At 71.4% G+C, this 14,893-nt stretch carries 11 protein-coding genes and 2 pseudogenes; 8 read left to right on the forward strand and 5 right to left on the reverse strand.

Going from position 1 to position 14,893, the window contains the following annotated elements:
• Nucleotides 1-139: 139 nt before the first annotated feature.
• Nucleotides 140-1,357 (reverse strand): MFS transporter, encoded by a 1,218-nt coding sequence (locus tag bpln_RS03480; RefSeq protein ID WP_042623991.1) that lies wholly within the window; start codon nt 1,355-1,357, stop codon nt 140-142.
• 288 nt (nt 1,358-1,645) lie between these two features.
• Between bpln_RS03480 and xdhA the strand changes: the two genes are divergently transcribed.
• The 5 genes from xdhA to bpln_RS03505 all read left to right on the forward strand — a co-directional run bounded on the left by xdhA (nt 1,646) and on the right by bpln_RS03505 (nt 7,821).
• Entirely contained in the window at nt 1,646-3,229 is a 1,584-nt protein-coding gene (xdhA, locus tag bpln_RS03485) for a xanthine dehydrogenase small subunit (protein ID WP_055138092.1), read from the forward strand.
• 27 nt (nt 3,230-3,256) lie between these two features.
• Entirely contained in the window at nt 3,257-5,626 is a 2,370-nt protein-coding gene (gene xdhB, locus bpln_RS03490; RefSeq protein WP_055138093.1) for a xanthine dehydrogenase molybdopterin binding subunit, read from the forward strand.
• Nucleotides 5,627-5,630: 4 nt separating this feature from the next.
• On the forward strand, nt 5,631-6,197 hold the full coding sequence (gene xdhC / locus bpln_RS03495; protein ID WP_042623994.1) for a xanthine dehydrogenase accessory protein XdhC: 567 nt from the start codon (nt 5,631-5,633) through the stop codon (nt 6,195-6,197).
• A 395-nt stretch (nt 6,198-6,592) separates the two neighbouring features.
• Complete coding sequence (locus tag bpln_RS03500) at nt 6,593-7,327, forward strand: substrate-binding domain-containing protein (protein WP_055138094.1); 735 nt, start codon at nt 6,593-6,595, stop codon at nt 7,325-7,327.
• 89 nt (nt 7,328-7,416) lie between these two features.
• Nucleotides 7,417-7,821 carry a hypothetical protein gene (locus bpln_RS03505; protein ID WP_055138095.1) on the forward strand — a complete coding sequence of 135 codons (405 nt, stop codon included), beginning with the start codon at nt 7,417-7,419 and terminating at the stop codon, nt 7,819-7,821.
• 6 nt (nt 7,822-7,827) lie between these two features.
• On the opposite strand, the gene bpln_RS03510 is transcribed toward bpln_RS03505, so the two are convergent.
• The 3 genes from bpln_RS03510 to bpln_RS03520 all read right to left on the reverse strand — a co-directional run bounded on the left by bpln_RS03510 (nt 7,828) and on the right by bpln_RS03520 (nt 11,423).
• Entirely contained in the window at nt 7,828-8,802 is a 975-nt protein-coding gene (locus tag bpln_RS03510) for a LysR family transcriptional regulator (protein ID WP_055138096.1), read from the reverse strand.
• Nucleotides 8,803-8,984: 182 nt separating this feature from the next.
• Nucleotides 8,985-9,623 (reverse strand): 2-hydroxychromene-2-carboxylate isomerase, encoded by a 639-nt coding sequence (locus bpln_RS03515; RefSeq protein ID WP_055138097.1) that lies wholly within the window; start codon nt 9,621-9,623, stop codon nt 8,985-8,987.
• A gap of 330 nt (nt 9,624-9,953) precedes the next feature.
• Nucleotides 9,954-11,423 (reverse strand): TAXI family TRAP transporter solute-binding subunit, encoded by a 1,470-nt coding sequence (locus bpln_RS03520; protein ID WP_063891172.1) that lies wholly within the window; start codon nt 11,421-11,423, stop codon nt 9,954-9,956.
• Nucleotides 11,424-11,851: 428 nt separating this feature from the next.
• On the opposite strand from bpln_RS03520, the gene bpln_RS03525 reads away from it, so the two are divergent.
• A complete protein-coding gene (locus tag bpln_RS03525; protein WP_042624000.1) occupies nt 11,852-12,220 on the forward strand; it encodes a BON domain-containing protein in 369 nt (122 codons plus the stop codon).
• Between the two features lie 328 nt (nt 12,221-12,548).
• Here bpln_RS03525 and bpln_RS03530 read toward each other — a convergent pair whose 3' ends face one another.
• A complete protein-coding gene (locus bpln_RS03530) occupies nt 12,549-13,337 on the reverse strand; it encodes a sulfite exporter TauE/SafE family protein (protein ID WP_042624001.1) in 789 nt (262 codons plus the stop codon).
• Between the two features lie 377 nt (nt 13,338-13,714).
• Between bpln_RS03530 and bpln_RS37575 the strand changes: the two are divergent.
• Together bpln_RS37575 and bpln_RS37580 are read left to right on the forward strand one after the other, a co-directional pair.
• Nucleotides 13,715-13,813, forward strand: a pseudogene (locus tag bpln_RS37575) (LysR family transcriptional regulator); the annotation flags it as partial.
• Nucleotides 13,814-14,004: 191 nt separating this feature from the next.
• A pseudogene (locus bpln_RS37580) lies at nt 14,005-14,325 on the forward strand (LysR substrate-binding domain-containing protein); the annotation flags it as partial.
• Nucleotides 14,326-14,893: the final 568 nt, after the last annotated feature.

A 14,893-nucleotide genomic window follows, 5' to 3' on the forward strand; every position in this document is an offset into this window, starting at 1 on the left:
GTGCGGCGGCAACGATTCGGGCGTGCCATCCCGTTGCGGCCCGCGGCCGGGAAGCGTTGGCGGTTCGCGATACCCGCCGTCGCGGACGGCGCCGGCCCCGTTCCCGCCCGGCGTCCCGCCTGCCGCCTTCAGGCTGCCCTCAGGCAGCCGCGCCCGTGCGCGTGCCCACGCGCGTCTGCCGCTGGTAGAGCAGCACCGAGGTCGCGATGCCGCCCGCGGCGGCCACCGCCGCGAACAGGAACACCTGCGGATAGCCGAACTCGCCCGCCACGTAGCCGGCGAGCGGCCCGGTGATGCCGAGCGACAGGTCGAGGAATACCGAATAGGCCGACAGCGCGGCGCCGCGGCTCGCCGGCGGCACCAGCGCGACGGCCTCGACGCCGAGCGCCGGGAAGATCAGCGCGAAGCCGAAGCCGGTCAGCGCGGCGCCCGCCAGCGCGACGTGCGGCACCGGCGCGAGCCAGAGCAGCAGCAGGCCCGCGCATTCCACGGCGAACGACACGATCGCCACGCGGAACCCGCCGTAGGTCTTGATGCTGTTCGCGAACAGCAGGCGCGAGCCGATGAACAGCAGCCCGAACACCGTCAGCGAGAGCGCCGCGTTCGGCCAGTGGCGCGCCGCGTAATAGAGCGCGATGAAGGTGGAGATCGAGCCGAAGCCGGCCGAGCCGAGCGCGAGCCCGAGGCCGTGCGGCAGCACGCGCGTGAACACGCTCGCGTAGGACATCCGTTCGCCGTGGACCAGCGGCACCGGCGCGATGCGCAGCGCGAGCCAGTAGCCGCCCGCCGCGAGCGCCACCATCAGCACGCCGAGCAGCGCCGCGTTCAGCGAATGGGCGATCGCCACGCCGAGCGGCGCGCCGATCGCGAGCGCCCCGTAGGTGGCGATGCCGTTCCACGAGATTACGCGCGCGTTGTGGGTCACGCCGACGCGGCCGATGCCCCACAGGATCGCGCCGGTGCCGACCAGGCTCTCGCCGATGCCGAGCACCAGCCGGCTCGCCGTCAGCAGCACCAGGCTCACCGCCGGCCAGCGCACGAACAGCAGCGCCACCAGCAGCAGCGCGCCGCTCGCGCCGCACCCCACCAGCCCGCGCAGCACCGTGCGCTTCGGCCCGAGCGTGTCCGCGCAGCGCCCCGCGAGCGGGCGCGAGGCCAGCGTCGCCAGATACTGCACGCTGATCACGGCCCCGGCGACCACCGCCGACAGCCCCAGCTCCTCATGCACGAACCCCGGCAGCACCGCGATCGGCAGGCCGATCGTCAGATAGCAGACGAAGGTAAACGAGACGACGGAGACGATCTGCAGCGTCGTCGAGAACGCGCTGCGCGGGGGCAAATCGGAAGCGGATGACATGGGGGGCGGATCCAGCGGGAAAACGGGCGTCGGTAGAAACCCGAATTGTTGCATGGAACCGTTTCCGTCGCATGGACCGCTTAGTTCATCAGACGAATGACTGTGGCGTACACGCTGCATTTCGATATGGCATCGACAATATGCGCCCCATGTCGTTCGGCCTATGGGTTGCCATTTTCGATGATGATAGCGTGCGACTTATTGACTCAAATGACGGCGCAAATGCCAGGTAACGGCCGCCCAGCCCACACCCAGCCGCGCTCCCAGACCCACGATCCTCACGATCCCATGAGCCAGCCGATCCGTTTCCATTTTCGCCAGGCGATCCGCGAAGTCAGCGGCGCCGCCACCACCCGCACCGTCCTGCAGTATCTGCGCGAGGATGCGTCCTGCACCGGCACCAAGGAAGGCTGCGCCGAGGGTGACTGCGGCGCCTGCACGGTGGTGGTCGGCGAGCTGAACGACGCCGGCGGCGTCGAGTTCAAGGCCGTCAACGCCTGCATCCAGTTCCTGCCCACGCTCGACGGCCGCGCGCTCTACACCGTGGAGGACCTGCGCCAGCCCGACGGCGCGCTGCATCCGGTGCAGCAGGCGATGGTCGACTGCCACGGCTCGCAGTGCGGGTTCTGCACGCCGGGCTTCGTGATGTCGATGTGGGCGCTCTACGAGAAACACGGCGGCGGGCGTGCGGCCGGCCCGTGCGACGCGGCCGCGCCAGGCGCGCCCTGCGCGCGGGCCGCCGCGCCGTCGCGCGCCGAGATCGCCGACGCGCTGACCGGCAACCTGTGCCGCTGCACCGGCTACCGGCCGATCGTCGACGCGGCCGAGCGGATGTTCGCGATGGCGCCGCCCGCGTCTCCCGTCGATACCGCCGCGCTGGCCCGCACGCTCACCGCGCTGCGCCGCGACGACACGTTCCGCTACGAGCATGCCGGCCGAGGCTTCGACGCGCCGCGCAGCATCGAGGCGCTGGCCGCGCTGCGCGCCGCGAAGCCCGAGGCGCGGCTGCTGGCCGGCAGCACCGACGTGGGGCTGTGGGTCACCAAGCAGCTGCGCGACCTCGGCGACCTGATCTACCTGGGCCAGGTGGCCGAGCTGCGCCGCATCGACGAGCGTGACGGCTGGCTCGAGATCGGCGCGGGCGTGTCGGTCGAGCGCGCCTACGCGGCGCTCGCCGAGCACTATCCGGAGCTGGCCGAGATGTGGAAGCGCTTCGCCTCGCTGCCGATCCGCAACGCCGGCACGCTCGGCGGCAACGTCGCGAACGGCTCGCCGATCGGCGATTCGATGCCGGGCCTGATCGCGCTCGGCGCGCGCGTGGTGCTGCGCGGTCCCGAGGCGGCCCGCGAGCTGCCGCTCGAGGATCTCTACCTCGCGTACCAGAAGAAGGACATGGCCGCCGACGAGTTCGTCGCCGCGCTGCGCGTGCCGCTGCGCACCGGCGCGCGCGCGAACCTGCGGTTTCGCACCTACAAGCTGTCGAAGCGCTTCGACTCGGACATCTCGGCGGTCTGCGCCGCGTTCGCGTTCATCGCCGACGGCGAGACGATCCGCGCGCCGCGCGTGGCGTTCGGCGGCATGGCGGCTACCCCGAAACGCGCCGCGCAGGTGGAGGCGGCGCTGGCCGACGCGCGCTGGCACGAGGCCACGGCGCAGGCCGCGATGCAGGCGTTCGACCGCGATTTCGCGCCGCTCAGCGACATGCGCGCGACCAGCGGCTACCGGCTCGGCGCCGCGCGCAACCTGCTGTATCGCTTCTGGCTGGAGACGCGCCCGCACGCGCCGCTCGCGCCCGAGGCGCTGAACGTGCGCTGCGTGGCCGCCGAGGCCGATGCAGCAGGGGCCGCCGGCCTTGCCGTCGCCGACCTTTGACCGAACCGCAATACGGAAACCCGCGCCATGAACCAGCAAGCCGAACCGTTCCTGAAGGATCTCGAGTTCCGTCAGGTCCACGTCTCGCGTCCGCACGAATCCGCGCATCTGCACGTGAGCGGGCGCGCCAGCTATACCGACGACCTGCCGGTGATCGCCGGCACGCTGCACGCGGCGCTCGGCCTGAGCACGAAGGCGCACGCGCGCATCGTCTCGGCCGATTTCGACGCGGTGCGCGCCACGCCCGGCGTGGTGGCCGTGTTCACCGCCGAGGACATCCCCGGCGTCAACGACTGCGGCCCGGTGATCCACGACGATCCGGTGCTGGCCGACGGCGTGGTGCAGTTCGTCGGCCAGCCGGTGTTCATCGTGGTGGCGACCTCGCACGACGCGGCGCGGCTCGCGGCGCGCCGCGCGAAGATCGACTACGCGGACCTGCCGGCGATCCTGACCGCGCAGGCCGCGCGCGCCGCCGAATCCTACGTGTTGCCGCCGATGAAGCTCGCGCGCGGCGACGCGACCGGCCGCGCCGCCGCCGCGCCGCGCCGCGACACGGGCGAGCTGACGCTCGGCGGCCAGGAGCAGTTCTATCTGGAAGGGCAGGTGGCCTACGCGGTGCCGAAGGACGACGACGGCATGCACGTGTATTGCTCGACGCAGCACCCGAGCGAGATGCAGCACCTGGTGGCGCATCTGCTCGGGGTGGCCTCGCACAACGTGCTGGTGGAATGCCGGCGGATGGGCGGCGGCTTCGGCGGCAAGGAATCGCAGTCGGGCCTGTTCGCGTGCTGCGCGGCGCTGGCGGCCTGGAAGCTGCTTTGCCCGGTGAAGCTGCGCGCCGACCGCGACGACGACATGATGATCACCGGCAAGCGCCACGACTTCCACTACCGCTACGACGTGGGCTACGACGAGGCCGGCGTGATCGACGGCGTGTCGGTGGAGATGACCTCGCGCTGCGGCTTCTCGGCCGACCTGTCGGGGCCGGTGATGACGCGCGCGGTCTGCCATTTCGACAATGCCTACTGGCTGCCCGACGTCTCGATCGCCGGCTACTGCGGCAAGACCAACACCCAGTCGAACACCGCGTTTCGCGGCTTCGGCGGCCCGCAGGGCGCGTTCGCGATCGAGTACCTCATCGACAACATCGCGCGCGATCTCGACCTCGATCCGCTCGACGTGCGCTACCGCAACCTGTACGGCAAGGACGAGCGCAACGTCACGCCCTACGGCCAGACCATCGAGGACAACGTGCTGCACGCGCTGCTCGGCGAGCTGGAGGCGACCAGCGGCTATCGCGCGCGACGCGCGGCCGTGCGCGAGTTCAACGCGCGCAGCCCGGTGCTGAAGAAGGGCATCGCGCTCACGCCGGTCAAGTTCGGCATCGCGTTCAACGTCGCGCACCTGAACCAGGCCGGCGCGCTGGTGCACGTCTATACCGACGGCTCGATCCTCGTGAACCACGGCGGCACCGAGATGGGGCAGGGGCTCAACACCAAGGTCGCGCAGGTGGTCGCGCACGAGCTCGGCGTCGCGTTCGGCCGCGTGCGCGTGACGGCCACCGACACCAGCAAGGTCGCGAACACCTCGGCCACCGCCGCCTCGACCGGCTCGGACCTGAACGGCAAGGCCGCGCAGGACGCGGCGCGACAGCTGCGCGAGCGGCTCGCCGCGTTCGCGGCCGAGCGGCTCGGCGAGCCCGACGCGCCGGCCGTGGCCGCGGCCGAAGTGCGCTTCGCCGACGACCGCGTGTGGATCGGCGCGAAGGCCGTGCCGTTCGGCGAGGTGGTCGCCCAGGCCTATCTCGCGCGCGTGCAGCTGTGGTCGGACGGTTTCCATGCCACGCCGAAGCTGCACTGGAACCAGGCGACGCTGCAGGGCCGGCCGTTCTTCTACTACGCCTACGGCGCCGCCTGCAGCGAGGTGGTGATCGACACGCTGACGGGCGAGATGCGCGTGCTGCGCGCCGACGCGCTGCACGACGTGGGCGCCTCGCTGAACCCGGCGATCGATCTCGGCCAGGTGGAGGGCGGCTTCATCCAGGGCATGGGCTGGCTCACCACCGAGGAGCTGTGGTGGAACGACGGCGGCCGGCTGATGACGCACGCGCCGTCCACCTACAAGATCCCGACCGTCAACGACACGCCGCCCGACTTCCGCGTCAACCTGTTCCGCAACCGCAACGTCGAGGACAGCATCCACCGCTCGAAGGCGGTCGGCGAGCCACCGCTGCTGCTGCCGTTCTCGGTGTTCTTCGCGATCCGCGACGCGGTGGCGGCGGTCGGCGACTATCGCGTGCAGCCGCCGTTGAACGCACCCGCCACCGGCGAGGCGATCCTGGGCGCGGTCGAGGCCGTGCGCGCGGCGGCGGCCGCGCCCGGCGCCGCGCGGAGCTGAGGCCATGCTGCCGTCACCGCTTCAGGTCGGCCGGCTGCGCGGCCCCGTGCGCGCGATCGCGTCGATGCACGTCGTGCTGTTCGGCGCCGGGCACGTCGGCCATGCGCTCGTCGCGCTGCTCGCGCATCTGCCCTGCGTCGTGCAGTGGGTGGACGCGCGCGACGAATGCTTCCCCGACGAGGTACCGCCGAACGTGCAGCCGGAGCCGACCGACACGCCCGAGGCGATCGTCGACGCGGCGCCGCCCGGCAGCTACTTCCTCGTCATGACGCACAACCACGCGCTCGATTTCGCGCTCGCCGAGCAGATCCTGCGTCGCGACGATTTCGCCTATTTCGGCATGATCGGCTCGCGCACCAAGCGCGTGAAATTCGAGCGGCGCCTGATCGAGCGCGGCGTGGCGCCCGCGCATCTGGCCGACATGGTCTGTCCGATCGGCGTGGCCGGCATCGTCGACAAGGCGCCGCCCGCGATCGCGGTGGCGGTCTGCGCCGAGCTGCTGCAGGCGCGGACCGGCGCGGCGCGGCGCTGGCGCAGGCAGCCCGCGGGCGAGGTGGTGGCGGCGCCGTGAGTCGGGGCGTGAGGCGGTGGCGGTGTGAAGTGGCAGGCCCGACGCGGAGGTTTTCGGCGGAAGGCCCCATGCCGGGCGCCGCGAACGGGGGACGCTGCAAAGCGGATGCCGCGAGCCGGACGCCGTGAGCCCGCCGTGAACCGGATGCCGTCATGCGCAGCGCGCGATCCGGCACCGGCGATTCGGCGCGTGCCGCCTGCCGGCCGCGACCATCGGCAAGTACACGGCACTTTTCAAATGCGTCGCAATTCGCGAAGATGGACAGCCCTGTCTTTATACCGCCACGGCCGTCGCCGGCCGCTTCGATCACCATGCCGAAACATTCCGCCTTGCCTGCCACCGAGCACCGTCGCGCGACGGTCCACGCCTTCCTTGCCTGCCTCGCCGGCGCCGCCATGTTCGCCGCTCCCGCGGCCGATGCCGTCGAGCTCCACGTCATGAATTCGGGCGGCTTCACCGCCGCCTACCAGCACCTCGCGCCGAAATTCACGGCCGCGACGGGCGACACGCTCGAGATCACCTACGGCCCGTCGATGGGCGAGACCCCGCAGGCGATTCCGAACCGGCTCGCGCGCGGCGAACCGGCCGACGTCGTGATCATGGTCGGCTACGCGCTCGACCGTCTGATCGCCGAGGGCAAGGTGCGCGCCGATTCGCGCGTCGAACTGGCCGATTCGCGGATCGGCGCCGTGGTGCGGGCCGGCGCGCCGGTGCCCAAGGTCGATACGCCGGCGGCGCTGAAGGCCGCGCTGCTGGCCGCGCCGTCGGTCGCGTATTCGGACAGCGCGAGCGGCGTGTACATCGAACGCGAGCTGTTCGACAAGCTCGGCATTGCCGCGCAGCTGCGGCCGAAGGCGGTCAAGGTGCCGCGCGTGCCGGTCGCCTCGAAGGTGGCCGACGGCAGCTATGCGCTCGGCTTCCAGCAGGTCGCCGAACTGCTGCCGGTGCCGGGCGTCACGTTCGCGGGGCGGATTCCCGAGTCGCTGCAGTCGGTCACGCGCTACGCGGGCGGGATTCCGGTCGGCGCGCGACATCCCGAGCAGGCGCGCAAGCTGCTCGACTACCTGGCCTCGCCGGCCGCGCGCGCCGAGGTGGCCGCGACCGGGCTCGATCCGGTCCCCGCGCATTGAAACGCGGCAGCACGCGGCGAGCGTCCGGCGGCGCCGCCTCGATGTCCCGTTCGATCCGCCGCTGAAGGCTCGCCGAGGTCCGATTCCCGATGAACGATTCGCAACCCTTCCTCGACGCCGTCGTCTCGATCTGCACCGAGATCGAGGCGTGGCTGGCCGGCACCGCCACCTCGGCCGCGGCGCTCGACGCGCTGCTCGCGCGCTTCGCGCCGGCCTTCACGATGACCGGCACCGACGGCGCGAGCCTGGACCACGCCGGCCTGCGCGCGCTGTTCGCGCGGCTCGCCGGCTACAAGCCCGGGCTCGAGATCAGGCTGGTCGCGCTGCGCACGATCGCCGTCCATCCGGACGGCGCCGTGATCGGCTACGACGAGCATCAGCGCGACGCGAGCGGGCCCCTGCCCGCGCGCCGCTCGACCGCCGTACTCGAACGCGACGCGGCCGAGGGCCGGATTCGCTGGCTCCATCTGCAGGAAACCTGGCTCGACGCGTGAACGGCCTCAGCGCGCCGTCTTGCGCCGCGCGCGCGGCGGTGCCGTCAGCGAATCCGACACCGACTTCACCAGCGCGCGCAGCCACGCGAGGTCGGACGGCCGGTCCGGCTGCGGATGGGCGAGCTGGTAGCAATGAATGCGCGGGAACGACACGGGCGGCGCGAGGATCACGAGCGGCAGCATCTGCGCGTAATGCTCGGCGAAGCGGCGCGTGGTGGTGAAGATCAGGTCCGATTGCAGCAGCACCTGCGGGACCACGCCGAAGTAGGGCAGCGTCGTTACCACGCGACGTTCGAGCTTCGCGCGCGCGAGGCCGATCTCGATCGCGTTGCGCGCGGCGCCCGTGTACGGCGTCGGCGCGAGGTGGGCCGCCGCCGCGTAGGCCTCGCGCGTGAGCGGCGCCCGCGCGAGCGGGTGCGTGTCGCGCATCAGGCACACCACGGTGTCGGGGAACAGGTCGCTGCGCGCGAACCGCGGATCGGGCCGCGGCCAGTTCGCGATCACCAGATCGAGCACGCCCGAGTCGAGCGCGCCAGCGTGATCGAGCGCCGGGTTCAGCGAATCGAGTTCGAGGTGCGCGAGCGGCGCGGCTTCGCGAAACCGCGCGATCAGCGTCGGCATGAAGAAGTCGTTCAGGTAGTCGGGCGCGGCGAGCCGGAAGGTGCGGCGCGAGCTGGCCGGATCGAAGTCGCCGTGCGGCGTGGCGATGAAGTCGACGTCGCGCAGCGCGCGCTGCGCCGCCTCCAGCAGCGACGCGCCGTACTCGGTCGGCACCATGCCCGACTTGCCGCGCACCAGGATCGGGTCGTTCAGCACTTCGCGCAGGCGCCGCAGCGCCGTGCTGATGGCCGGCTGCGTCTGGTTCAGGCGCAGCGCGGCCTGCGTCACGCTGCGCTCCAGCAGCAGCGTGCGCAACACCCGCACGAGCCAGATGTCGAGCGAGGCGGTGCGGGAATCGGCGGTGTCGTCGTCGGTTGGCATCGGCGGGGCGGCGAGGGCGTCGCTTGTAAGATACCGGAGCGCGCGGCGCGCGCGCGGGCCGGCGTGTTATCCGCGGTATCGGCGCGACTTGTGCGATTGGTGCGGCTTGCGTGGCCGGAGCGGTCCGGCCGGCCGGTCCGGCCCGTCGGGACGAACCGGCCGCTCCGGCGCGGCACGCGCGATCAGCGGTGGCCCGGCGGCAGCGTGCTGATCCGCTTCACTTCCTTTGATTCGAGCCAGTTCGGCGTGCGCGCGCAATAGAGCACCATCGACAGCGCGTCCTCGCCCCAGAACAACTGCCGGTTCATCCAGAAGGTCGGCACGCCGAACACGCCGAGCTCGATCGCGTCCTGCGTGTTGCGATGCAGTTGCGCCTGCGTCTCGGGCGCGTCGATGCGCGGGTCGTCGGCGGCCACGCCCACGCGTTCGCAGAGCGCGGCGAAGCCGTCCTCGGCGATCGCATCGCGCCCCTCGCGCCAGATGAAGCGGAACATCTCGCGCACCACGGCGAGATCGGCGCCCGCCACGATCGCGAGCCGCAGCAGGCGCGTCGAATCGAACGGATGGGCGGGCGGCATGCGGAACGCGATGCCGAGTTGCTCGGCGCGGAACAAGGCATGGCGATAGGTGAACACGCGCTTGGCCGGCACGTCGTACATCGGGCGCTGCCCCCAGCGTTCCTGCAGGACCGGCAGCGAGACCGGGACCGGCGCGAACGGCATGCTCGGCCACTTGTCCTGCTGTTCGAGCAGCAGATACGTGAACGGCGACAGGAAATCGTAATACCAGCGCGGTTGGCTGGTGTCGTGGCCCACGGTCATCGGCAAGTCTCCTGAAAAGGCGAGGGGCCGCGCGGCCCGCGTGTCGCCATGGTACGCAATGGCGTCGGCGATTGCAGCAATCGCGGCGCCCTAGCCGTTCACGCGTCGCGGTGAGGGGCGGGCGCGTGCTCGGGGAGTGGGGGCGGCACTTGCGGCGGCGGGCCGGGGTGGTGCCGTGGCGGCGGTGTTGGTCGGTATAGACAATGGTGGCGGATTGGCACGATGGCGTGGCCGGCCCCGACCGGATCGGGGCCGAAGCAAGCCGCCTGGCGCGGCGTCGCGCGGGGGAGACGGAACGCGGCTCAGCCCGACAAAACCCGCTCAACCCGCTCAACCCGGCGCGACGCCCGGACCACCCGGTGCCGGCGTGCCGGAACCGGCACCAGGCGCGGCGTCGGCCGGCGTGGCGGCGCCCGGCGTGCCCGGCGCGGACGAATCATCGCCGCGCGGCGCCGCTTCGTGCGCGAGCAGGCGCTCGCGCACGAAGCCGATATGCTCGCGCAGCACGTAGAACTGCCCCGCGTAGGCGAGCGGCATCTTCATCCGGTTGACCGAGTCCTCCACGTCGTCGAGCCGTTCGAGCAGCGCGAGCCGTTCGCGCCCGGTTGGCTCGCCCAGCGCGCTGCGCTCCAGCGTGATCAGCGCGCCGTACCAGCGGTAGATCCGCGAGCGCACGCGCCAGCCGTACAGCATCGGCACGAAGCGCAGCCCCGGGATCAGCACCACCACGAGCGGCACCACGATCACCAGCAGCCGGTCGACCAGGCTCGCCACCCAGAACGGCAGCTGCCGGTAGAGGAAGGTCTTGCCGGACTTGTAGTAGCGCGCCGCGTCGTCGGACAGCGGGAAGCTGCCGTGCGTGACGGGCGACGGGAATTCGCCGGCGCGCTGCAGGATCGTCGCGCGCCCCTGCACCTCGCGCGCGGCCTCGATCAGCAGGTCCGACAGCGCCGGATGCAGCGAGTCGCGCGCGATCAGCTCGACGGTGGGCGACAGCGTATGGATGTCCTCCGACGGCAGGTTCGTGCCGGGATCGTAGACGCCCATCGGCAGCGTGATGTCGGTCAGGTACGGGAAGCGCCGCGTGTAGGCCTCGGCTTGCGGGAACGAGTAGAAACGCACGCCCGGCGCGCGGAACAGCTTCGCCATCACCGGGATCTGGGTCGAATCGCCCGACAGGAACGCCGCGTCGATGCGGCCGTCGATCAGCGCGCGCGCGGCGTCCTCGCCGGCGAGCGGCAGCAGGCGCGTCGCGCCGCCCGGCACGATGCCGTTCAGCTTCAGCAGCGCGAGGCCGAGTTCGTGGGCGCCGCTGCCGTCCGGGCCGAGCGCGAGCCGCTTGCCGTCGAACTGCGACAGCCGCGCGACGGGCGGGCCGCGGTAGAGGATCGCGAGCGGCACGTAGCCGACGCTGCCGAGCGAGACCAGGCTGTCGGGCCGGTCCTTCTGGTCGACGCCGCTCTGCACGAACGCCACGTCGACGCGCCCGTGCGGATCCAGCAGGCGCTGCAGGTTCTGCGCCGAGCCTTCCGAGGGCAGCACCTCGAGCGTCACGCCGTTCTTCGCGAGGATTCGCTGGTAGCGGCGCGCGGCCATCCAGTTGGTGCTGCCGGGCGGGCCGGCCGAGAGCACCAGATGGGTGGGCGGCGCGGGCTGGATCAGCTTGATCGCGAGCCAGATCGCCGCGGCGCCGAGCAGCAGCGCCGGCCCGAACGACATCGCCAGGTCGCGCCACGACACCGCGACGAAGCGGGCCAGGAATCGGTGCGGACGGTCGGGACGGGGCGGACGGACAATCATCGGAGTGCGAAACGAAGGGCGGCGAGGAGGGCGACGGCGGGGGACCGGGGCGATGGCGAGGATGGTACCCGAGTTCGACGGCGCTGCGGCAAGCGGGGCGCGGGATCCGGGAAGGTCCGGATGCCGCCGCGCAACGCCGGTGATCCGGCGCGCAAATCCTTTGCGCTTCGCGTGCCGCTGGATTACATTGTGCGTCGCAGCCGCGCCGTGTCCGTCGCGGCGCGACCCGGCAAGCCGTTGAAACCAGACCGGGCGCGAGACGGACCACGTCCCGGCAGTCCGGCCGCCTTCGCGCGCGCCGGGCGAACGCTGCGCCTCTCGTATCTTCGTGAAAACGTCGGCCGACGGCATCCGTCGCCGGCCGTTCATCTGGGGGTAATTCGGCCGCCCGTCTGGTGCGGCCGTTTCCGGAATCACAAGGAGAAAATATGAAGTCGATCGTGTGGAAGGCTCTGGGCAGCGCGCTGGTTGCGGCGCTCGTTTGCGGCAACGTGTACGCGCAGGCGAGCGACGCCGCCGCGGGCACCGAGGCGCCGGCCGCCAGCAAGAGCACGCAGAAGGCGGCCGCGAAGGCGGCCCGCAAGTCCAATCGCAAGCTCGGTTACGCGGTGCGCAAGGCCATCACGAAGGCCGGCGGCATCGACGTGTCGAACATCACCGTGCGCTCGAAGGGCGGCGCGATCTCGCTGCAGGGCACGGTGCCGGACCAGTCGCAGATCGACAAGGCCGGCGACGTCGCCAAGGGGGTGGCGGGCGTCACCTCGGTCGACAACAAGCTGACCGTCCAGCAGCAGTAAGACCGGAAACGCGCGGGACGGCGTCGGCCGTCTCGCGTGGAAACGTGCGCCGCCTCGAGCGGCGCATTTTTTTGTGGAGCGGGTTCGTGCCGGTGGCGGGTTTCGGGCGGCTTCGCGGGCGTTGCCGCCCGGGCGGCTGTCGCGCTATCTGACCGGCGGGGCGCGTTGGCGCCAGCTTCCGCGCCGTCTCCCGCACGCTCGCTGGCATGCCGCCATCCGGCGGACTCGTGGATTTTTTGCGCGTTGCCCGGCATCGGCAGGCCGTCGTCGGCCGCTTCGTCGCGTCCGGCCGGCTCCGGGCGGCGCTCACCGCGGCGATGCCGCCCCCTCAGGACGTGACGAGCTTCAGGCCGACCGCCACCAGCGTCGCGGCCAGCACGTTGCGCAGCAGGCGTTCAGGCGCGCGCGTCGACAGATGGCTGCCCGCGACGATGCCGGGCAGCGAGCCGAGCAGCAGCGACACCAGCATCGACCAGTCGACCGAGCCGAGCAGCCAGTGGCCCATCCCGGCCACCAGCGTGAGCGGCACCGCGTGCGCGATGTCCGAACCGACGATGCGCGTGGTGGACAGCGTCGGGTACAGCAGCAGCAGCACCGTCACGCCGATCGCGCCCGCGCCCACCGAGGTCAGCGACACCAGCACGCCGAGCACGACGCCGGTCAGCACCGTCAGCGCGACGGTGCGGGCCGGATTCGGCGCGAGCGCGTGGCGCGAGGCGAACGCGGCGAGCCGCGGCCGGAACATCAGCGCCACCGAGGTCAGCAGCAGCGCGCCGCCGAGCACGACCTGGATCAGCCGGTTGGTCGAGGTCGAGCCGAAGCCGTGCGCGTGCAGCAGCCACAGCGTGACCGCCGCGGCCGGCACGCTGCCCGCCGCGAGCCGGCCCGTGATGCGCCAGTCCACCGAGCCCTTGGCGCCGTGGACGAAGGTGCCGGTGGCCTTGGTGGCCGCCGCGTAGAGCAGGTCGGTGCCGACCGCCGTGGCCGGATGGATGTTGAACAGCAGCACGAGGATCGGCGTCATCAGCGAGCCGCCGCCCACGCCCGTCAGGCCGACGAGGAAGCCGACGAACAGGCCGGAGACGGTGTAGAGCAGATTGATATGGGGAAGCGACATCGGCGAGGGCCCGGTGGTTGCGCGCGGTCGAAACCCTCCATTGTCGCAAAATTGCCGCTCGGGCGTGGGAATGTCCGTCGCCGCGTCGCCGGGCGAAGCAGGGGGAGGCCGGGCGGTGGCGGCATCGATGGTCGCGTCGGTTCGCGCCGGTTCGCGCCGGTTCGTCATGGCGCTCGCGCGCATGTCGCCGCGCTGTTTATCGCGCAGGGCGTCGGCGTGGACGCCGATCCACCGGGCCGTGGTCCCGGCTGGCCGTTGCATGAGATGCGCGATGGGGCCGGACCCGGCCGCCGTCGCGCCGCGCGGCTGCCAGGCTGATTCGACGGAGGAATCGGGAGGACCAACCGATGGATCTTCTCGGTGCGATGGCCGGTTTCATGGCCGCCATCGAAACGGGCTCGTTTTCGAGCGCCGCCAGGTGGCTCGGGTTCGGCCAGCCGCCCGTATCGAAGTCGATCGCGAACCTCGAGCGACAGGTCGGCGTATCGCTGCTGTCGCGCACCACGCACGGGCTGATGCCGACCAAGGCCGGCCAGCGGTATTGCAAGCGCGCGCCGGCTGCTCGACGACGCCGAGGAAGCCGGGCAGGCCGCGCGCGGCGTCGGCGGTGGCCTTGCCGGCGCACGCTGCGCGTCGGGGGCCGGGCACGTTCGCGCGCCTGCAACTGGTGCCGGCGATCGAGCCGTTTCTCGACGCCCATCCCGATCTCGTCATCGAACTGCTGCTCGACGACCGCCACGCCGACCTCGCCGCCGAGCGCATCGACGTCGCGCTGCGGATCGGCCACGGCGCGGCCGCCGGCGGCAACGGCGCGCTGGCCGGCGCGCGCAAGATCGGCGAGAGCGCGCGACGCGCGGTCGGCCCGCACGCCAGTTTCTCGCGCGCCGGGATTTCGCACCGGCCGCAGGATCTCGTCCGTCATCAGGTGGTCGTGCATGACCGGCGCGCCGGCGGCGCTGTCTGGAAATTCCGCCGCCACGATACCGAGCTGGCCGTCGAGACCTCGGGGCGGCTGCGCGTGCGCGAGGCCGAGGGCGTGCGCGCGGCGCGCTCGCCGGGCTCGGACTCGCGATCGGCTCCGACTGGCGGTTTGCCGACGCGCTGCGCGACGGGCGCGTCGTCACCACGTTCGACGGCTGGCTGCTGCCGCCCGCCGAGCCGTGGGCGACGTTCCCGCCGGCCGGCTCGCCACCTCGCTCGCCCGCGCGTTCGTGGCGTTCGTCGAGGCAATGCTCGGCGTCGCGGCCGCGCGGCGCGATCTGGCGTGAGCCCGGCGTGGATTGCCGCGTGTTTGTACTGTCGGAACATTGAAAAAATCTTCGATTGCGATTCTTTTTTATTGGCCATCGGGAATCGTGACATTTTCAAGCTTTGAACCGTCTATTTCTTTTTGCTTATCGATTTTTAAAAATTCAGGCCGGATCGACATCCGGTGATTTTCATTCGGCCTGCCCATGAAAGCCTTGCCTGGAAAGGATTTTTATCAATTGATGGAGCCGCCGCACGAGTGGTCTGGAATCCATGTGGCGCGAATTCATTGCGGCCCGCTTTGGCTG

Origin of the sequence: Burkholderia plantarii, from assembly GCF_001411805.1 — a bacterium.
Lineage (GTDB): Bacteria > Pseudomonadota > Gammaproteobacteria > Burkholderiales > Burkholderiaceae > Burkholderia > Burkholderia plantarii.

Coding starts and splice junctions, on each gene's coding strand:
- bpln_RS03510 (WP_055138096.1), bottom strand. CDS start 8,802: ATGCCAACCGACGACGACACCGCCGATTCCCGCACCGCCTCGCTCGAC.
- bpln_RS03520 (WP_063891172.1), bottom strand. CDS start 11,423: ATGATTGTCCGTCCGCCCCGTCCCGACCGTCCGCACCGATTCCTGGCC.
- bpln_RS03530 (WP_042624001.1), bottom strand. CDS start 13,337: ATGTCGCTTCCCCATATCAATCTGCTCTACACCGTCTCCGGCCTGTTC.
- bpln_RS03500 (WP_055138094.1), top strand. CDS start 6,593: ATGTTCGCCGCTCCCGCGGCCGATGCCGTCGAGCTCCACGTCATGAAT.
- bpln_RS03480 (WP_042623991.1), bottom strand. CDS start 1,357: ATGTCATCCGCTTCCGATTTGCCCCCGCGCAGCGCGTTCTCGACGACG.
- bpln_RS03505 (WP_055138095.1), top strand. CDS start 7,417: ATGAACGATTCGCAACCCTTCCTCGACGCCGTCGTCTCGATCTGCACC.
- xdhC (WP_042623994.1), top strand. CDS start 5,631: ATGCTGCCGTCACCGCTTCAGGTCGGCCGGCTGCGCGGCCCCGTGCGC.
- xdhB (WP_055138093.1), top strand. CDS start 3,257: ATGAACCAGCAAGCCGAACCGTTCCTGAAGGATCTCGAGTTCCGTCAG.
- bpln_RS03525 (WP_042624000.1), top strand. CDS start 11,852: ATGAAGTCGATCGTGTGGAAGGCTCTGGGCAGCGCGCTGGTTGCGGCG.
- bpln_RS03515 (WP_055138097.1), bottom strand. CDS start 9,623: ATGACCGTGGGCCACGACACCAGCCAACCGCGCTGGTATTACGATTTC.
- xdhA (WP_055138092.1), top strand. CDS start 1,646: ATGAGCCAGCCGATCCGTTTCCATTTTCGCCAGGCGATCCGCGAAGTC.